This is a genomic window from Pseudoalteromonas aurantia 208 (genome assembly GCF_014858725.1).
GTDB lineage: Bacteria > Pseudomonadota > Gammaproteobacteria > Enterobacterales > Alteromonadaceae > Pseudoalteromonas > Pseudoalteromonas aurantia.
The window spans coordinates 882,251-903,492 of the sequence record NZ_AQGV01000012.1; the positions used below are offsets into that span (position 1 = coordinate 882,251).

The 21,242-nt window shown below is 40.3% G+C and carries 13 protein-coding genes and 3 tRNA genes; all 16 read left to right on the forward strand.

Annotated features, from left to right (window positions below; translation table 11 throughout):
- Positions 1-8: 8 nt before the first annotated feature.
- The 16 genes from PAUR_RS07820 (at position 9) to PAUR_RS07895 (ending at position 21,147) form a co-directional block, all read left to right on the forward strand.
- Positions 9-99, forward strand: a tRNA-Ser gene (locus PAUR_RS07820).
- A 35-nt stretch (positions 100-134) separates the two neighbouring features.
- Positions 135-225 (forward strand) — tRNA-Ser (locus PAUR_RS07825).
- Between the two features lie 35 nt (positions 226-260).
- Positions 261-351: transfer RNA gene (locus tag PAUR_RS07830), tRNA-Ser, on the forward strand.
- A gap of 145 nt (positions 352-496) precedes the next feature.
- Complete coding sequence (locus PAUR_RS07835) at positions 497-871, forward strand: hypothetical protein (RefSeq protein ID WP_192507218.1); 375 nt, start codon at positions 497-499, stop codon at positions 869-871.
- Between the two features lie 133 nt (positions 872-1,004).
- Positions 1,005-1,466, forward strand: a complete 462-nt coding sequence (locus PAUR_RS07840; RefSeq protein WP_192507219.1) for a GAF domain-containing protein — start codon at positions 1,005-1,007, stop codon at positions 1,464-1,466.
- Entirely contained in the window at positions 1,463-1,741 is a 279-nt protein-coding gene (locus PAUR_RS07845; RefSeq protein WP_010363951.1) for a hypothetical protein, read from the forward strand. The genes PAUR_RS07840 and PAUR_RS07845 overlap by 4 nt, the downstream gene beginning before the upstream one ends.
- A gap of 15 nt (positions 1,742-1,756) precedes the next feature.
- Entirely contained in the window at positions 1,757-2,407 is a 651-nt protein-coding gene (gene proQ / locus PAUR_RS07850; RefSeq protein ID WP_192507220.1) for an RNA chaperone ProQ, read from the forward strand.
- A 10-nt stretch (positions 2,408-2,417) separates the two neighbouring features.
- Positions 2,418-4,448: a carboxy terminal-processing peptidase gene (prc, locus tag PAUR_RS07855; protein WP_192507221.1), complete on the forward strand. Its 2,031-nt coding sequence runs from the start codon at positions 2,418-2,420 to the stop codon at positions 4,446-4,448.
- Between the two features lie 179 nt (positions 4,449-4,627).
- Entirely contained in the window at positions 4,628-6,076 is a 1,449-nt protein-coding gene (nhaC, locus tag PAUR_RS07860; protein WP_192507222.1) for a Na+/H+ antiporter NhaC, read from the forward strand.
- 52 nt (positions 6,077-6,128) lie between these two features.
- Positions 6,129-8,723 (forward strand): aminopeptidase N, encoded by a 2,595-nt coding sequence (gene pepN / locus PAUR_RS07865; RefSeq protein ID WP_192507223.1) that lies wholly within the window; start codon positions 6,129-6,131, stop codon positions 8,721-8,723.
- A 5-nt stretch (positions 8,724-8,728) separates the two neighbouring features.
- Positions 8,729-8,950 carry a DUF2835 family protein gene (locus PAUR_RS07870; protein WP_192507224.1) on the forward strand — a complete coding sequence of 74 codons (222 nt, stop codon included), beginning with the start codon at positions 8,729-8,731 and terminating at the stop codon, positions 8,948-8,950.
- A 237-nt stretch (positions 8,951-9,187) separates the two neighbouring features.
- Positions 9,188-11,305, forward strand: a complete 2,118-nt coding sequence (locus PAUR_RS07875) for a DUF1302 domain-containing protein (RefSeq protein ID WP_192507225.1) — start codon at positions 9,188-9,190, stop codon at positions 11,303-11,305.
- 11 nt (positions 11,306-11,316) lie between these two features.
- Complete coding sequence (locus PAUR_RS07880) at positions 11,317-12,684, forward strand: DUF1329 domain-containing protein (RefSeq protein ID WP_192507226.1); 1,368 nt, start codon at positions 11,317-11,319, stop codon at positions 12,682-12,684.
- Positions 12,685-12,780: 96 nt separating this feature from the next.
- Complete coding sequence (locus PAUR_RS07885) at positions 12,781-13,776, forward strand: WD40/YVTN/BNR-like repeat-containing protein (protein WP_192507227.1); 996 nt, start codon at positions 12,781-12,783, stop codon at positions 13,774-13,776.
- Entirely contained in the window at positions 13,776-16,106 is a 2,331-nt protein-coding gene (locus PAUR_RS07890) for an efflux RND transporter permease subunit (RefSeq protein ID WP_192507228.1), read from the forward strand. The genes PAUR_RS07885 and PAUR_RS07890 overlap by 1 nt, the downstream gene beginning before the upstream one ends.
- Positions 16,107-16,308: 202 nt before the next feature.
- Positions 16,309-21,147, forward strand: a complete 4,839-nt coding sequence (locus PAUR_RS07895) for an NAD-glutamate dehydrogenase (protein WP_192507229.1) — start codon at positions 16,309-16,311, stop codon at positions 21,145-21,147.
- Positions 21,148-21,242 lie beyond the last annotated feature (95 nt).

Genomic DNA, 21,242 nt, shown 5'->3' on the forward strand with positions numbered 1-21,242 from the left:
GAAATTTCGGAGAGATGGCTGAGTGGTCGAAAGCACCGGTCTTGAAAACCGGCAAGGGTTTGTAGCCCTTCTAGGGTTCAAATCCCTATCTCTCCGCCATTTATTTCTAACTTTAAACAGTTAGCGCATTATTCGGAGAGATGGCTGAGTGGTCGAAAGCACCGGTCTTGAAAACCGGCAAGGGTTTGTAGCCCTTCTAGGGTTCAAATCCCTATCTCTCCGCCATTTATTTCTAACTTTAAACAGTTAGCGCATTATCCGGAGAGATGGCTGAGTGGTCGAAAGCACCGGTCTTGAAAACCGGCAAGGGTTTGTAGCCCTTCTAGGGTTCAAATCCCTATCTCTCCGCCATTATTCTTAAATGAATGTAAAAGCCGCTTATATAGCGGCTTTTTTTTGCCAAAAATTTATTAGGGTAAGTAAATGCGACTAAAGTTGACTGGTGTTTTACAGCGAATACTTTAATGATGATTGTTTAAAAATCAGAGTATTTATTATGAAGCAGCTGCTAGCTAAAAGTATTGCTATGTCCCTTTTGTCACCATTGTTAATCGGAGTTGTGCTAGGGGGCTATTACACCTTTACGCTTAATCAGCCAGGTATCCAGATATTTTTTGGTATATTGATAAGTGCATTTTCTAACGCGCATATCGCTGGTTTAGCCATGGCGGTGTTTGTTGTGCCTGGATATTTGCTTATGCATAAGTATAGTAAAGTGCAATATTCAGCAGTGTTAGCCTTGGGTATGATAGGAGGTGCATTTTTTAGTTATGTTCTTGCGGCTACATCTGGAATGGGATTTATTGTTAATACGTGCATGGCAGCCTTAGCTTCAGGGTTGTTTCTTTATGGCTTAAGACGCTTTGCGTAAATCCCTGCTTGTAAATTAATCAAGTAAGTTAATATTTACAGATATTTAATACTTTTTCGTCAGAAAAGGTTTCATTTAATAGCTCGAAAGAGTACCTTAAGCTTTTGTATGACGTAACTGTGATATTGAGTAGATGCACAAGCAAGATTTTTATCAGACACTTGTAAACCAAGCTAATTCTTTAATTTGCGATGAACAAAATATTATTGCAAATATGGCGAATATCAGTGCCCTTTTATTTACTTCTTTGGAAGACATAAATTGGGCGGGATTTTATCTTATCGACACACCTCAAGAGTTGGTGCTTGGACCTTTTCAAGGTAACCCTGCCTGTATTCGTATTCCGCTTGGCAAAGGCGTGTGTGGTACAGCAGCACAAACGAACTCAACTCAATTGGTAGATGATGTTCATGCATTTGCTGGACATATAGCATGTGATGCTGCATCTAATTCTGAAATTGTTATTCCAATAATGAAAGATGGTGCGCTGTTCGCTGTGTTAGATATAGACAGCCCAAGCTTGGCAAGGTTTGACGAATTAGATAAGGCTGGCCTTGAAGCGCTCGTACGTTGTTTTGAGGCAACGTTACAATGAAAGATTTAGTCAATGTACAAGATTACCTTTTTGCAATTGCTGATGTGGGCGATTGGGAAGGGGAAGAAGAGCAAGTTACCGAGACTTTAAATGAGTTAATTCATTTTGCTTGGCAACTTTTACCAGATGATCTCGACTGTGAGACCATCGACAATATAATCAACGGTATTTGGGAACATCTTCGTGGAGATTTAGCTTTGATTGAAGTTGAGTTTGAAGAGTTAACTGACTGGGTAATACACTATATCCATTCATCGTTAGATGAAAAGGTATAACAAATAGGTTCAAAAATGGAAGCCACAAACAAGCTAAAAGATATTAATGAGGTACTGGATTTTCTATATTCAGAGTTTCCTCAGTGTTTTAAACAAAAAGATGGCATCAAGCCGCTTAAGGTCGGTATCTTTAAAGATATTGCCGAGCGAATTGAAGGCTCAGAGAAAGTCAGTAAGACGCAAGTACGTCAAGCGTTACGTAAATACACGTCGAACTGGCGCTATTTAGAAGCGGTTACTAAAAACGTATTCCGTATTGATCTTGATGGCAACGATGCTGAAAAAGTTGAACAAGAGCACATTGAGCACGCGCAAAAAGCCCTTGAAGAGAGTCGCGCGAAAATGGCTAAACGTAAGAAAACGCAGCGTCCACGTCAGGACGGTGATGCGAAGCCTTACAAGAAAAAAGGTCCTGCTCATGCACGTAATGGAGACAAAAATACTCGGGTTAACAAAAAGCCAGCTCCTCAGCAAGCTAAAAGAAACCCAGGTAAAGTTGAACCATTACCAGCTAATGAGGTCAAGGTTAATAACAAAGTTAAAGTTAAATTAGGGCAAGCTTTGGTTAATGCTACAATTACTGAAGTGAACAAAGATGACGTTCACGTAGAATTAGTGACTGGTATGCAAGTTAAAACCAAAGTAGATAGTCTGTACATAGTTTAAGGAGTTGTGTATGAGTAAAAAGTTGACACTCATTCCCGTTGTAGCAGCGCTGTTATCAAGCGTTTCGATTGCATCACCGGATTCGGTGACAGAAAAAGACATACCGACGTTAAAACCGGAAATCCAACATACAACGGCAAGCAAACGAGTGACCAACTTATTTACTCGCCAGCACTATAAACGTTTTAAGCTCGATGACGCTTTGTCACAAGAAATATTTGATCGTTATGTAGAGTCATTAGATTTTACTAAGTCGGTATTTTTGCAAAGCGACATTGATGCTTATAAAAAACACCGCTTACAATTTGATGATGCTTTGAAAGCGGGCAAGCTTGAGTTTGCTTTTGGCATGTTTAATATGAGTATGAAACGTCGGTTTGAGCGTTTTCAATATGCTATTAGCTTGTTAGAAACTGAAATTAAGTTTGATAAACCTGACGCTTTTCATTATGACCGTGAAGACTTGCCTTTTGCTAAAACAGAACAAGAGCTAAATGAATATTGGCGTCAAAGAGTCAAATCGGATGCGTTGCGCTTAAAGCTCACAGGTAAAGATTGGGACGGAATTCAAGAAGTTCTCACTAAAAGATATAAGAACACGTTAAAGCGGTTAGTCCAAACTAATAGTGAAGATGCTTTTCAAGTAATGATGAACGCATTCGCCAGAAGCGTTGAAGCGCATACATCATATTTGTCTCCGAGACGTGCTGAACAATTTAAAATGGATATGGAGCTTGAGCTCGAAGGCATCGGGGCTGTTTTAGGGTATGACGAAGATTACACTGTCATACGTTCATTAGTGCCCGGAGGTCCGGCTGATAAATCAGAGCGTATTAAAGCAGATGATAAAATTGTTGGTGTAGCGCAAGATGGCAAAGAATTTGTTGATGTGATTGGCTGGCGTCTTGATGACGTTGTTGATCTCATAAAAGGTCCGAAAGGAACCAAAGTAAGACTTCAATATTTAAAAGGGTCTGATGCACATGGCACTCCTAAAGTTGTTGAGATAACGCGCGATAAAATTCGGCTAGAAGATAGAGCCGTTAAGTCAGAAGTGTTTGAGGCGAAATACTCTGAACTCTCTAGCAAAATTGGTGTTATTGAAATACCAAGTTTTTACAATAACTTATCAAAAGATGTTAAGGTCGAACTTGCGAAGTTAAAGGAACAGAAGGTCGATGGGATTGTAATTGACCTACGTCAAAATGGCGGAGGTTCTTTATATGAAGCGACTCAATTAACGGGACTATTTATTGATCAAGGTCCAGTGGTGCAAATTCATACACTTTATAATCGTGTTGAAGCGCAAAAAGATCGTGATGGCATTACATTTTATGATGGACCTATGACGGTACTTGTTGATAGGTATAGCGCTTCGGCTTCTGAAATATTTGCTGCCGCAATACAAGATTATGGTCGTGGTGTTGTTATTGGCGAGCAGACTTTCGGTAAAGGTACTGTACAGCAGCATCGTGGACTTGGAAAAAATTACGATTTATTCAGCAATCCACTTGGTAGCATTACATATACCATTGCTAAGTTCTATCGCATAAATGGGGGCAGTACGCAACATAAAGGGGTAGTACCAGACATTATGTTGCCTTCAGCAATAGAGCCACAAGAGTGGGGGGAGAGCCAAGAAGACAACGCGTTACCATGGGACAGTATTAAGCGTGCAACTTATAGTAGTTTAGATAACTTAACGCCGGTCATTAAGTATGTTGATGCAAAACATAATTCTCGTATCCAAGGAGAACCTGAATTTAACTATGTATTTGATGATATTGCACGATACAAAGCGCAAAAAGATGACAAGAAAATATCACTGGTGGAGTCTGAGCGATTAAAGGAGCGTGATGATTCGGAACAGCGCGCGCTTGCCCGTACTAATACTCGTTTGAAGCGCTTAGGTTTAGAAGCAGTTACAGACTTAGATGATGTGCCAGATGTGATTGGCGAGCTCGACCCGTATTTAGAAGAGGCAGCGTTAATTACACAAGATTTAATTTCATTTGGTCGGTTGGCAAAAAATGACCTATAAATGAACCCTATATAGACACAAAGGCGCTTAGGCGCCTTTTTTGTTACGATTTTATCTATGAATTTGCTACTATACCTGCAATTAATAGGCTGTGGATTCACACAGTAATAATAAGCCTGAAATAGGCCTTAGTAAAAATAAGAATAAGCATAGCGTCGTTATGCAGAGGAGTACTCAATTTGAAACAACAAAAACTACCCTCACTATTGGATGCGTTGATCCCAATAGTTGTCCTTGTCAGTCTTTTAGGTGGCGCGGTTTATTTATACGGTGATAACTCGTCTTCTGGCCCGAATCAAATTGCATTGCTTTTTGCTACTTTTACGGCAGCTTTGGTGGGATTGAAAAATGGGTATACATGGAAAACCTTAGAAGAAGCAATGATAAAAGGGATCACCATTTCTCTTGGGGCGATCCTAATTTTACTGATGGTTGGTGCTTTGATCGGCACTTGGTTATTGTCAGGTACCGTACCAACTTTAATTTATTATGGTTTACAGGTTATTAATCCAAGTTGGTTTTATGCAGCAAGCTGCTTAATTTGCGGCATAGTTGCGATGAGTATTGGAAGCTCTTGGACCACAGCGGCAACAATCGGTGTGGCTTTGTTAGGAGTGGCGACAGGTCTTGGACTAGATCAAGTTGTTACAGCCGGAGCCGTTATCTCAGGTGCTTACTTTGGTGACAAACTGAGCCCATTATCAGAAACAACAAACTTAGCACCTGCCGTGGCTGGAGCCGATCTATTTGAACATATTCATCATATGCTTTGGACAACAGTACCGAGCTTTGTCATAGCGCTAATTATATTTATTTTTATGGGCTTTAATGCCGATGCTAGTAGTGACGTTGGTCGAATCGATGAAATTGTTGGTATTTTAAAAGGCAATTTTAATATTAATTTGATGATGCTTGTACCGTTACTGGTACTATTGGTCTTGGCGTTTAAAAAGATGCCAGCATTTCCCGCTATTTCTATTGGTGCAGTCGTGGGGGCTGTTTGGGCCATTTTGTTCCAAGGGGATCTAATTCAAAGCCAGCTAGATGGTTCACAAGGTGAATTAGTTGGCTATATTAAATTAGTTTGGGCAACTTTCTATCAAGGTTTTAGTATTACGACTGGTGACACTAAAATGGATGATTTGTTAAGTGGCGGAGGCATGGCGAGTATGCTGACAACAACTTGGCTTATCATGACTGCATTGATGTTTGGTGCGATTATGGAAAAAACAGGTCTACTTGAAATATTTGTTCGCAGTATTTTAAAAATCGCTAAAAGTACTGGCTCGTTGATCGCGTCGACTATTGCGACCTGCGTAGGAACAAATATTGTTGCAGCCGATCAATATATCGCAATCGTTGTGCCTGGCAGAATGTTCAAAGATGAATATAAAAAACGAGGTTTGCGTAGTGTTAATTTATCTCGAACGCTAGAAGATGGTGGTACGATAACGAGTCCATTGATTCCGTGGAATACATGTGGTGCTTACATGCAAAGCGTATTACTTATTAACCCATTTGACTATGCTATATATGCGTTCTTTAATTTAATCAATCCATTATTGGCTGTGGTTTATGCCTACTTAGGTGTGAAAATACTTAGAATTAAACCACAAAGTTCAGAATAAACGTAGACTAAGTGTCCGAACTCAATTCGGGCACTTATGCAAGGATATAAATATGCAAGAAAAACCTCAAGCGAAGTACCTAAAAGATTACCAACCTCCCTCACACACCGTCTCGCACTTGGATTTATCGTTTGATTTACAACCAACCAATACCAAAGTAATTTCTATCGCTCACTATGATGCGATAAGCGACACTACCGATTTACGACTGGATGGCATTGATTTAAAATTGTTAACTTTAAAGGTAAATGGCAAAGCACATACGCAGTATGAACAGTCACAAAGCCATTTATTATTGACAGAGTTGCCAAGCTCTTTTGATTTGGAGATAAGCACAGAGATATCTCCAAGTACCAATACTTCTTTGGAAGGTTTGTATCAGTCAGCTGGTGCTTATTGTACTCAGTGTGAAGCTGAAGGCTTTCGTAAAATCACATATTTTTTGGATAGACCAGATGTCTTGACTACCTACGATGTGAAGATTGTTGCTGACAAGTCTATCCCATACTTGCTATCAAATGGCAATAAAATTGAAGACGGGGTAACTGAAGACGGGCGCCATTATGCAAAGTGGCAAGATCCATTTAAAAAACCGAGTTACTTATTCGCATTAGTCGCTGGTGACTTTGATGTTTTAAAGGATGAATTCATCACTCAGTCTGGCCGGGCGGTTGAGCTAGCCTTATTTGTTGACAAGGGTAACCTCGACAAAGCTCCACATGCGGTGGAGTCGTTAAAACGGGCAATGGCATGGGATGAAAGTCGTTTTAATCTAGAGTACGACTTAGATATATACATGATTGTTGCCGTTGATTTTTTCAATATGGGCGCCATGGAAAATAAAGGCCTCAATGTTTTTAATAGTGCATGTGTATTAGCGAATCAACAAACGGCAACCGATAGGGATTATCACACGATTGAGTCGATAGTTGGTCATGAGTATTTTCATAACTGGACTGGCAATAGAGTGACCTGTAGAGACTGGTTTCAGTTGTCATTAAAAGAAGGTTTGACTGTATTTAGAGATCAGGAATTTAGTAGTGATCTCGGTTCTAGGGGGCTTAATAGAATAGATGCAGTGATGGCGATGAGGGCGCACCAGTTTACCGAAGATGCAGGGCCAATGGCACATTCAATTCGACCTCAAAAAGTTATTGAGATGAATAACTTTTATACTGTTACCGTTTATAATAAAGGTGCAGAAGTCATTAGGATGATGCATAGCTTGCTTGGAGAGCAGGGGTTCCAAAAAGGCATGAAATTATATGTTGACCGACATGATGGTCAAGCTGTGACATGTGATGACTTTGTGAATGCGATGCAAGATGCCAGTGGTGTTGAGTTAACTCAATTTAAAAGATGGTATGAGCAAGTTGGCACACCAACAATTGAGGTGGTCACATCCTTTGATCCGACAAAGCAAACGTTCATAATTGAATTGACTCAACATAGAGCAACCAATGACCCAGTGGTCGAGCCGTTACATATCCCGTTTGCACTTGAGTTGTTAGGACCTGATGGAGAAATACTTCCATTAATATGCGACTCCCGGGAAGTTTCGAAAATATTAAATGTCACGAATGAACACCACCAATTTGTTTTTGAAGGTTTTGAGCAGGAGCCTGTACCTGTATTACTTGAAGACTTTTCAGCCCCATGTATTATCCAATACAATTATAAGTTGGAGCAGTTGATCCATATTATTCAGTATGCCAGTAGTGATTATGCGCGTTGGGAGGCGATGCAGCAGGCCTTTTCACAAGAAGTCTTTGCAGAAGTAAACAAGTTTGATGGACATATCACACATACATTAAATCCTAAGTTAATGGCTGTGTTGAAGCAATTATTGACAGAACGTAATGGTGATATTGCGCTTATTGCGGAACTGATGTCATTACCTAACTTTGATGCATTATCAGCAGGATTTACGCAAGTGCCTGTCAATGCGCTTGTAAAAGTGATTAAGGACTTTAAGCATGATATTGCTGTTAGTCTTACTGACGCGCTCAAGACAGCTTATGTAAGCGCTAAAGAGCAGGGAGAATTATCTCATGATGGTGTATCTGCTCGGGCACTGAAAAATACCTGTTTATATTATTTAGCGTATGTAGCTGATGAGGATATTGAAGGTTGGGTGGAAACTCAAAGCCTGAGCGAAAATATGACTTTAAAGTTAGGGGCGCTGAAAGCAGCTACTGCTGCAGATCTTTCCTGCACGGGTGCGTTGATGGAAAATTTTGATGCAGCTTGGCGCCATGACTTACTCGTCATGGATAAGTGGTTTTCTTTACAGGCAACAATTGATTCAAATTCTACGATTGATAATCTTTATGGACTTTATAACCATCCGTGCTTCGATAAATCAAATCCAAATAGGGTGAGGGCATTAGTAGGGAGCTTTGCTAGAAGTAATCCAGCTCAGTTCCATCGAGAGGATGGAGCAGGTTATAAGCTGCTAGGTGATCTGCTGATTGAGCTTAATGGCCTAAATCCGCAAAATGCATCTAGGATGGTGACTCCGTTTATGTCATGGAAAAAGTTTGATAAAACACGCCAAGAACTGATGAAAGCACAATTACAAAGATTAGCTGACTTAACGAATTTAAGTGATGATTTATATGAAAAAGTCGAAAAAGCGCTGAGCTAATTTGTATGCAAGAATACTTTTTCACGATGTATTTGGACTATGAGCAATGTTTAGACTTTTATGATGGAAGTATAAAGTTTGTTCAAGTCGTAGAAGACCAAGGAAAGCGGATCCGCTTTCCTGCCATTCATGTAAGAAAGTTTGTCTCATCGATAGGGATTAGGGGCCGTTTTCGGTTATGTTTAGATGCACAGAGTGCGTTTATTTCACTCGAGAAAATCGCTTAATGAGACTTTTTCTTATAACTATTATTGTATTTTTGTTAAATGAGTTTGTTATAAACTTAAATTACGTGTTATATATTATCTGGTAGGACGTCTTACCATGAGTAATATAGAGCCTAAAACGTTAAAAAAGCACCGATTGGACGCGTTCTATTTGTAATTTGAATTGATCGCTTCTATCGTTACGACAACAAAAAACAATAACTCGATTATAAAAACCCGCTTTAAGGGGGAGAAATAATGATAAAAAGATCGCTCTTTGTTAAAAACAAAATAATGCTCGGTCTTAGTGCTGCGGCGTTAACGCTAAGTAGTGCACCTTTACTTGCTGCAAACTTCCAAGTTGGTGATTTTGAAATCACATTCGACTCAACATTTTCCTATGGTCAAAGTATACGAGTAGAAGATCGTGATTTTCAGTACATAGGTAAAAGTAACCACCCTCGTTTTAATTGGGATGGCTACAATGCCTTGACTGGCAATACTGTTTACACGTCTGCAGATGTATGGGCTAATGCTGGTGCGTACTCAAATAATGGCGATGCTGGGAATTTAAACTTTGATTCTGGAGACACATTTTCTCAGTTGGTGAAAGGGACCCATGACTTTGGCATAAGTAAAGATAACTTTGGTTTCTTTTCTCGCTTTATGTATTTCTATGATTTTGCAATGGAAGATGGCGACTTTGCTTATCGAAATCCCGTGTCAGGTAATAAAGTCGATCCGTGTGCTGATGATGAGACGAAAAAGCAAGTTTGTTCTGATGTACGCCTTCTTGATGCATTTGTGTGGGCTGACTTTGACTTAAATGGTGGCAATAACCCATTGTCTGTTCGTCTGGGCCAGCAAGTTGTGAACTGGGGGGAAAGTACTCTTATTTCTCACGGAATAAATGTTAACCCGGTTGATATTGATCGGCTGAAAGCACCAGGTTCGGAGCTTAAAGAAGCATTCATTCCTGTTGGCATGCTTTGGGCATCATTAGGGATCACTGAAAATATCACTTTAGAAGGTTTTTATCAGTATCAATGGCATGAAACGCGCTTACCTGCCTCGGGTAGCTATTTTTCAACCAATGATTTTGCTTCTGAGAATGGTTATAGTCAAAATGTCCAGCTTGGTTTCACATCAAATCCTGACATAGATTTAATGCATCTAACCGATTCTCTTAACGGCTTGCAAGCAAACTGGCTTGGCGCATTAGCGGCTCAGGGTTTAGATACAACTGACACGAGTGTTTTAACTAGTGCCTCAGCCCAAACTTTACTGGCGAGTATGTATTTGCAATACCCGACAAAGGTTGCTTTAAAGGGAAAAGGGGATGCTGGCAAAGTAGAACCTAAAGACTCCGGTCAATTCGGTTTGCGTTTAGGTATTTATTCCCCCGAGCTGAATGACACTGAATTTGCGCTTTACTACATCAATTATCATAGCCGGCGTCCATTGATATCAGGTAAAGCTTCGAACTTTACCAATGCTGCGGTTGGTGCTGATCTTCAGTATATTTCGCAAAATACAATCACTGAAGATAATATTACTAACTTGAATGCATTTACTCAGGGGCAAATAGCGTACCCAGAAGATATTAAACTATATGGGTTAAGTTTTAATACCGCCATAGGTGAAACAGCGTTTGCAGGTGAGTTTACCTATCGTCAAGATGAACCGCTGCAAATAGATGATGTTGAATTGTTATACGCAGGCATGGTCGAGCAGCTTGCTTACGCGGGTCGACGAGATGATTTCGCTGGTTTTTCTCAATTGAGTCAAGGTGATGCTGTTAGCTATGTGAATCCAGGTGAAATTGCACAAGGCTTTGTATTAAAAGACACGATGCAATTGCAGTTTACTGCGACACATTTATTCGGTCCGAGCTTAGGAGCTGATAGTTGGGCGGTTGTGGGCGAAGTCGGTGGGGTTACAATTAAAGACATGCCTAGCTATGATGAGCTGCGACTTAACGTTGCAGGTACAGGCCGAAGCGGTACTGTGGAAGGTTTATCGGGTCGCAGTTATGATTTAATACACCAAGCCGTGTCTAACGGTCCTGAGGTCAACCCATTTCCAACAGCATCTGCATGGGGTTATCGACTTATTGCGAAAGGTGAATATAACAACTTATTCGCCGGCGTTAATTTCTCGCCACGATTTGTTTTCTCTCATGATGTGAATGGTATCACTCCTGATCCAATGTTTTTGTTTGTGGAAGATCGTAAGTCATTGGGTGTAACTATGAACTTTAGCTATCAAAATGCTTGGTCATTTGATTTTGGTTACAACACGTTCTGGGGTGGCGGTGCTACCAATACATTTGCAGACCGTGATTTTGTATCTTTTAATATTAAGTATTCAATTTAAGGGCTTTCAGTATGTTTAGAAAACCTACATTTGTTGCCGCGACAATAATAGCGATGCTATCTGCACCGAGTGCAATAGCAAAAATGTCGGCAGAAGACGTTGCACGTTTAGGTGCAGATTTGACACCAATTGGCGCAGAGACTGCGGGTAATGCAGATGGCTCTATTCCTGCGTGGACTGGTGGAATAACTAAACCACCAGCGAGTTTTAAATCGGGAATGCATCACCCAGACCCATTTGCTGATGATAAAATCATTTTAACAATAGATAAAAGTAATCTTGATAAGTACAAATCGTTATTAAGCCCAGGCCAAATCTCATTGTTTGAAACGTATCCAGAAACGTTTAAGATGAATATCTATCAGACACGCCGAACGGCGGCATACCCTCAGTTTGTTTATGACGCGACAAAAAAATATGCATCTACAGCGGAGCTGATTGAAGGTGGGAATGGTATTAAAAATACAGCAATTGGTATTCCTTTCCCAGTGCCAAAAGATGGTTTAGAAGCAATTTGGAACCACTTACTTCGTTATCGAGGGCTATCGATAGCACGTTTTGGCGGTCAGGCGATGCCAACTGAGTCTGGGTCTTACAATATAATTGGTTTTGATGAAAAGCTATTGGTGAAGTATTCGGATCCAGATGTGACACCAGAAGAGCTTAAAGAGTCAAATGTGTTGTTTAAGTTTAAACAAAAAGTCACAGAACCTGCACGTTTAGCAGGTACCGCTCTACTGGTACATGAAACCATGGATCAGATTTTAACGCCACGCCAAGCATGGACATATAATACTGGCCAGCGACGCGTTCGTAGAGCACCAAATGTGGCTTATGATGCACCAGGTACAGCATCTGATAGTTTAAGAACGACGGATGACTTTGATATGTTCAATGGTTCACCAAATCGTTACAATTGGACGCTCAAAGGTAAACAAGAGTTATATATCCCATACAATAGTTACAAATTGCATAGCGATAAACTTAAGTATGATGATATTTTGATGGCCGGGCATGTTAACCCTGAGCATGTTAGATATGAAAAACACCGTGTATGGGTTGTAGAAGCTAATTTAAAAGAAGGTACTCGCCATATTTATAAAAAGCGTGTTTTCTATATTGATGAAGATAGTTGGCAAATTCATATCGCTGACCTGTATGACAATAGAGACCAAATGTACAGGGTAGCAATGGCGCATGGTTTAAATTATTACGACGTACCCACTCATTGGAGTACACTTGATGTTTACCATGATTTGAACTCACGTCGTTATCTTGCTATCGGGTTAGATAATGAAGAAAGCATGTACGACTTTAGTAAATCTTTCCAAGACAATGAATTTACACAAAGCGCATTGCGTCGAGAAGGCAAGCGTTAATATTACGCTTATCCCATTTGCCAATAGCCATCGGGCTATTGGCAATTCATATCTAGGCGAACTCTCGCCATTCATATAGCATTTTGAGTAGTCAGCATGATTAAAAAAACCATTGCTAGTATATTTATGCTGTTTGTAATTTCTGCAAATAGTTTCGCGATGCCAAACGCTGCATTACAAGTGGCAACACCAGAAAGAACACTGTTCACAGACATTACATATAATGGCAGCTCTTTAATCGCGGTGGGGAAACACGGCACGATTGTAACCAGTACGGATGGTGTTACTTGGTCACAAGCACAAGTTCCGGCACAGGTACTATTGACGGCTATTACTTCTTTGAGCCCAAGTGCTTCATGGGCATGTGGTCATGACGGTACTATTCTGTTTAGTAAAGATGATGGTAAAAACTGGCAGTTACAGCAGTATTTGCCTGAAGTAGGAAAGCCTTGTTTAGACATTGAATTTACTGATACCGAACATGGATATGCAATTGGCGCATATGGTATGTACTACGTAACAGTTGATGGTGGAAAAACTTGGCAGAATAAATTTATCGACGATTTTGTGCACCCAGACGACAAAGCATATTTGGCTGAATTAAAAGAAGAAGACATTGTCGCCTATGAAGAGGAAACTCAATTCATTCTCCCACATTTTAATCGACTGTTGATAAAAGGAAACAGACATATTTTAGTTGGAGAAATGGGGCTTGTTGCGTTAAGCGAAAATTCGGGGGAGTCATGGACGAGACTTGATGAATTTTACCCAGGATCGTTTTTTACTGTGGCGGCGTATGGCTCTGATCAGCTAATTGTAGCTGGGCTGAGAGGGAACGCATTTATAGCAGACATGAACCAACTGAAGTTTAGAAGGTTAAATATCTCAACGACAGCAACAATTAACTCGATTGTAACCCATCAAGAGCAAGCATATATGTTGGCTAATAGTGGTTTCATTTTTAAATATAATAATACATTGACGCAATCACAACTTGAGACTGGATATTCGGTATTAGCGGCCGTTTCATTTAAGGGTAAGTTGATTATGGCGACAGAGAAAGGTTTGATAGCTTGGGAGGTTAATAAGTAATGCAAGCTATATTGAGTAAACTTGAATATATGGTATTTCGTCATAGGATGATGGTCGTTGTACTATTTAGCCTATTGACGGTTGCACTTGGTTATAAAGCAACACAGATACAGTTAGATGCCTCTTTTAATAAGAATATTCCTCTGCAACATGAGTACATGCAACTGTATTTAAAGCATGAAAAGCAATTTGGAGGAGCAAATAGCATACTACTATCAGTCTGTGATGAAAGCGGTGATATTTTTAATGCTGATTTTTTTGCTCAATTAAAAGCGGTGCATGATCAGCTTTACTTTATTCCTGGTGTGAATCGGCCGTTAGTGAATTCAATTTTTTCTCCAAGTGCACGATTTGTTGAAGTTGTTGAAGATGGATTTGCTGGCGGACCAATTATTCCCGCCAATTTTGCGCCAACAACGCAAGGTTTGGCTACTGTCAAACAGAATATAGAAAAAGCGAATGTTGTGGGGCGCATGATCGCCAGTGATTATAGTTGTGCAATGGTCTCTGCACAGTTAATGGAAATAGATCCGCAAACCCAAGAAAAGTTAGATACGCTTGCTTTTGCAGACAAATTAGAGAAAGAAATCAGAACACCATTAAGTACCGATACTGTTACTATCCATATTATTGGTTTTGCAAAGATGGCTGGTGATATAGCAGATGGTGCAAAAGGCGTGGTGTTCTTTTTTGCATTGGCAATCGGATTTACTTTCATCATGGTTTGGCTATTTTGCAAAAGTTTTAAGTTGACACTATTGCCAATAGCTTGTTCCTTTATTGCTGTTGTATGGCAACTAGGACTACTATCAAGCTTGGGTTTTGGTCTCGATCCGATGTCAATTTTGGTACCGTTTTTGGTTTTTGCGATTGGTGTAAGCCATGGGGTGCAAATGATCAATGCGATTGGGAAGAAAGTCGCTGAGGGAGTCTCAAGTAAAGTCGCGGCTCAAGCCAGTTTTAAAGCGCTATTAATCCCTGGTGGTATTGCATTATTATCTGATACCGTGGGTTTTCTGACATTATTGGCGATCGATATCGGTATTATTCGTGAACTAGCAATTACGGCCAGTTTAGGTGTTGCCGTTATTATATTTACGAACTTGGTCTTGTTGCCTATTTTGGCATCGTATTTTAGCTCAAGTAAAATTAGACGCTTAGATGATGGAAATAGTTCCTCAAATACAGTATTCACAAAAGTCAGAGAAGGGTTGGTAAAAGCAACAGATAAGAAGTGGGCACGGATTATATTGTTGGTGTCCGCTATTTTATTTGCGTTTGGTTATTGGCAATCACAAAGTATGCGAATAGGCGACTTGCATGCTGGCGCACCAGCGTTACACCAAGATGCAAGGTATAACCTAGATACATTCTTGATTTCAGATCGTTATGCGATTTCATCTGATATTTTGAAGGTTATCGTTGAAGCATACCCCGCTGCATGTACAGAACACGACACAATGGAGCGGATCAGTCGTTTTCAATGGCGAGTAGAAAATTTAACAGGTGTACAGTCGGTGGTGTCGCTATCGTCGGTTGCCCAAGCAGTTAATGCTGGCTATAACGAAGGCAATTTAAAATGGCAAACACTACCAAGAAATAGTGCATCTTTGGTACAAGCCACATCACGAGTTGAAACCAGTACAGGCTTACTCAATGGTGATTGCTCTGTTATGCCTGTCATTATATTTATGAAGGATCATAAAGCAGAAACAATAGATCATGTCATTTCAAATATAAAACAATTTGCAGATGATGAGGGTACAGATAAAGTTGCATTTAAATTGGCATCAGGGCCAATTGGCGTTATGGCAGCGACCAATGAATCGGTATCGTCAGCACAATTACCAATGATGATTTACGTTTATGGTGCGGTAATTATCTTGTGCTTAATCAGCTTCAGAAGTGTTAAAGCAACGATTGCAGTTGTATTACCTCTGTATATTGTGTCGACATTAGCTCAAGCATTAATGGTGAAATTGGAGATTGGATTAACCGTTTCCACATTACCCGTTATTGCGTTAGGTGTCGGTATTGGTGTGGATTACGGCATTTATATTTTGTCTTCGATGATGGGGCAACTGAAGCAAGGAGTCCCTTTATCGGCGGCGTATCGTAATGCATTAGCAGAGCGCGGAAGTGCTGTACTGTTTACCGGAATAACCTTGGCAATTGGTGTAAGTACCTGGATATTCTCTGCGCTGAAGTTTCAAGTTGATATGGGCATACTCTTAACGTTTATGTTTTTAGTGAATATGCTGGGTGCAGTACTGTTGTTACCTGCTATAGGCACGCTACTGTGGACCGACCAGAAAAAAAACTGTGAATAAATGTGCTTTAGAATGGCCATGATTGGCCATTTATATCTATATTTTGTGAATAGATGAGCAAATAGCTGAAAAGCTTAAAATGTTTTCATCGAAAAAGCTGTTTATTAGCGCCAGAAAGGTTAAAATTCATTTGACTCCACGCTAATAAATGGCTGTACAAATAATCTACCGTTCAAAGGTGGTATAGATTAAGGAACACATAATGACACAAAATGAAGGTTCAGCATCAGTTATTCTCGATAACGTCTGCAAGTTGATTCATAAGAAAGTTCATGCCGAAAACGTGTCACTCGTTGAAACATTCGCCAAAGCCTTGTACAGCAATATGTCTAAAGAGGATTTGGCCAATCGTAACGACAGTGACCTATACGGTGCGGCGCTTAGTCTTTGGAACTCTCTAGAACAAAATACTTCGGATGATGCTGTCATTCGTGTTTTTAATCCAGAAGTCGCAAAAGATGGATGGCAGTCGTCTCACACGATAGTCGAGATCATCGCCAAAGATATGCCATTTTTAGTTGACTCAGTGCGAATGGCATTGAGTCGCGAAAACATTGCATCTCACCTTTTACTGCATTGCCCATTAAAAATTAAACGCAGTGAAAATGGTCAAATCAGCGACCTTACGAATTTAAAAACAGAACAAGAACTTACGTCAACTAAAACCGTTTTCTTTATAGAAATAGATCATCAAACTGATGAAGCAATTATTGAATCTTTTAAGACAGAGTTAGAATCTGTATTGAAAGATGTATCTGTTGCTGTTGCAGATTGGTTGGCAATTAGAGATAGACTAGTTTCAGTTAGCAAAGAGCTGCCAACTCGAGATTCTGATTGCAGCAAGGCTGAAATTAATGAAACGGTTGAGTTTCTAGATTGGTTAGTTAGTGATAATTTTACTTTTATGGGTTATCGCCAATATGATTTATGCCCAGTGCAAGGGGACCATGAATTAAAACCAGTTGCAGGAACAAGTCTGGGATTGATGAAGAACTCTTCTTCAGAAGGCAGTCGTCTTCTATCTGAATTGCCAGAAGTTGCGCGTAAAGAAGCGCGTAGTAAAAATTTATTGATTCTAACAAAAACGAATTCATTATCACGTGTTCACCGCCCAGCCTATGTTGATTATGTCGGCATCAAGCGATTTGACGACAAAGGCAATGTGGTTGGTGAAGATCGTTTCATTGGCTTGTTCTCGTCAAGTTTCTATAATAATAGTGCCGCAGATGTTCCTGTTTTAAAATCTAAGATAAATCGCATTATGCAAATGTGTGACTTTGCCCAAGGCACGCATGCGTATAAAGCAGTTTTAAATATTTTGGAAACGTACCCTCGTGATGAGCTTGTGCAGGCTCGCGAAGCAGAATTGCTAGAAGTCGCGATGGGTGTGTTACAAATTCAAGAGCGTGACATGTGTCGTTTGTTTGTTCGTAAGGACATTTACGGTCGCTTCTTGTCTTGCATGGTATACGTTCCTCGTGAGCGGTATAACACTGCGCTTCGTCGTGAAACTCAGCAATTGTTAGCAAATGCGTTTCAGTCTTCTGAAAAAGTTGAGTTCACAACTTATTTCTCCGAATCTACGCTTGCACGAACGCATTACACCGTGCGCGTAGCTGACAACAACATTGAATATAACGTGAAAGACATCGAAAATAACTTAGTTGAAGCCGCTCGTACCTGGGAAGACAAACTACAAGGTGCACTATTAGAAAGTGCCGGTGAGTCTCGGGGTAATGAACTGAATCGTAAATATGCAAGTGCTTTTCCACATGCCTATAAAGATCAGGTTTTACCAAGTGCAGCTGTTGTAGATATCGAAAAACTAGAGCAGTTAGACGAAGAACATAAGCTAGAAATGCTGTTCTATCGTCCGCAAGAAGAAGCTAACTCACAAATAGTCCGTTTAAGTTTGTTCCATAAAGACGAGCCTATTCATCTTTCTGATGTAATGCCAATGCTGGAAAACTTTGGCTTACGTGTTATTGGTGAAACACCATATGCAGTGAAGACGAACGATGGTCGCGTCAATTGGATCATGGATTTTTCAATGTTGTTAGACAGCAAAGGTATTGCTGAGTTTGATAAAGTATCAGCGCGCTTTAGAGCTGCGCTTACAAATGTGTGGAACAATACCCTTGAAAATGATGGCTTTAACCGTTTAGTTTTATTAGGTGGTTTAACAGGTCGTGAAGCGTCAATTTTAAGAGCCTACGCAAAGTATATGCGTCAGATTGGTGTTACATTCTCACAAACATATATTGAAAGCACATTTGATAATTACCCAAATATTGCGGCAAAAATTGTAGAACTCTTTACTAAAAAGTTCACACCTGTAAAACCAGCAGCAGAAAAAACCCTCGATAAACTGATTGCGGGTATTTATGAAGAACTGGAAAACGTTGCTAACTTAGATGATGACAGAATCATTCGTTTGTACGTCGACATGATCAATGCCACGTTACGTACTAACTTCTTCCAAAAAGAAGCGAATGGTGTAAATAAGTCGTATGTATCATTCAAGATCAAGTCAAGTGGTATTCCTGATATGCCTTTGCCACTTCCTGCGTTTGAGATTTTTGTATACTCACCACGTATTGAAGGTGTTCACTTACGCGGTGGAAAAGTTGCGCGTGGTGGCTTACGTTGGTCTGACCGCCGTGAAGACTTCCGTACCGAAGTACTTGGTTTGGTAAAAGCGCAACAAGTTAAAAATACAGTGATTGTTCCAGTTGGTTCGAAAGGTGGTTTTGTTTGTAAGCAACTACCAAGTGAACGTGAAGCATTCTTCAAAGAAGGGCAAGCTTGTTACAAAATCTTTATCCGTGGTTTATTAGATATTACCGATAACATTATTCATGGTGATATTGTGCCACCGGCTGATGTTGTACGTCATGATGAAGATGACCCATATTTGGTGGTTGCAGCTGATAAAGGCACAGCGACATTCTCTGATATTGCTAATGGAATTGCCGATGATTATAACTTCTGGCTAGGAGATGCCTTTGCCTCTGGTGGCTCAATTGGTTATGACCACAAGAAAATGGGGATCACAGCCAAAGGTGCATGGGAGTCAGTAAAACGCCACTTCCGTGAAATGGGGATAGATTGTCAAACAACCGATTTCACAGCGGTAGCAATTGGTGATATGGCGGGTGATGTATTCGGTAATGGTATGCTTGCTTCAAAGCACATTCGTTTACAAGCCGCATTTAACCATATGCATATCTTTATTGACCCAACACCGGATGCCGCATCTTCATATATAGAACGTGAGCGATTGTTTGCACTACCACGATCTTCTTGGGAAGATTATGATAAATCGTTAATTTCTGCTGGTGGTGGTATTTTCTCTCGTGCGGCAAAGTCAATTACGTTAACACCAGAAATGAAGAAAATGGTGGGCACGAAAAAAGCCAGTATGACACCAAATGAACTGATCAAAGCATTGCTAATGATGCCATCAGATCTACTTTGGAATGGTGGTATTGGTACTTACATTAAGCACACCAGCGAAACAAGCGCTGACGTAGGTGACCGTGCCAATGACGCACTTCGCATTAATGGCTCTGAACTTGGTACTAAAGTATTTGGTGAGGGTGGTAACTTAGGTGCGACGCAACTTGGGCGTATTGAGTTTGCAGCAAAAGGCGGCCGTATTAATACGGACTTTATTGATAACGTAGGTGGTGTTGCGTGTTCAGATAACGAAGTAAACATTAAAATTTTACTGAATGGCTTGGTTGCTGAAGGTGATTTAACCCAGAAACAACGTGATGAATTACTTTATTCAATGACCGATGAAGTGTCTGAGTTGGTGCTTGCAGATTGTTATCGCCAAACTCATACGTTGTCTATTACTAAGTCTAAAGGCCCGGCAACGCTGAAAGAAAAAGTACGCTTTATTCATGCGTTAGAAAAAGATGGTAAGCTTGACCGTAACATTGAATTCTTACCGACGGATGAAGAGTTAGCTGAGCGTGCAGCAGCTGGTAAAGACCTGACGCGTCCAGAATTGTCTGTGTTGGTTTCTTATTCAAAAATGGTACTTAAAGAGTCATTAGTCGTTGATGAAGTATCGGAAAATCCATATTACCGTCAGTTGCTAGTAACTTCGTTCCCGGCACCACTTCGTGATAAATTTAATGCTGCAATGGATAACCATCCACTACGCAAAGAAATTATTGCAACAAAGTTGGCCAATAATATCGTCAATGATATGGGCCTGAACTTTATGGTACGTATGAATGAAGAAACTGGCGCAACAGATAGCGAAATCGCGTTATGTTACTCAATTGCTAGTGCTATCTTTGAAATGAGTACAACTTGGTCGTCAATTGCGGCGCTGGATAATAAGATCCCAGCTGCGGTTCAAACTGAGATGCTGTATCAATTACGTAGAACGGTTCGCAGAGCAACACGTTGGTTCTTACGTCATCGTAATAAAGCAATGACCATTGAGCAAACAATAGAGTTCTTCACTCCGACGTTTAAAGATGTGAGTGTCAACTTAAACAGCTACATGATTGAAGAAGAGAAAGATACTATTTCAGCTAAGGCTGCTGAGCTCGAAGCGCAAGGCGTACCGGCAGATATTGCATTACGTATTGTGTCATTATCTAGTCTATTCTCGGTTATGGATTTAGCTGAAGTAGCGGATAACTCTAAACGTAAGATTGAGGTGGTATCAAATACCTACTTCAAGCTTGGTTCAAGCATGGGTCTTCATTGGTTCTTAGACCAAATTACGGCTCAGCCAGTTGCGAACCATTGGCAAGCACTTGCTCGTGCTTCGTATCGTGAAGAACTCGATTGGCAGCAGCGTTCGTTATCAGAAGTTGTATTAAATAGCTTCGAAGGTGATGATCATGATGTAAATGCTTTAGTGGAGCAGTGGATGGATAGTCAATCATCGTTGTTACACCGCTGGCAACAGATGTTATTAGAGTTTAAGACTTCGCAAAGTCATGATTTTGCGAAGTTCTCGGTTGCATTACGAGAATTGATGTTATTAAGTCATAACTGTGATACTTCCAAATAAATTATAATTCGTTAAAATACCCCGGCCTTGCTGGGGTATTTTTTTATCTGCTGTTTATTCAGTAGATGTGTGTTACTTAGGATCTTTTAGGAGTT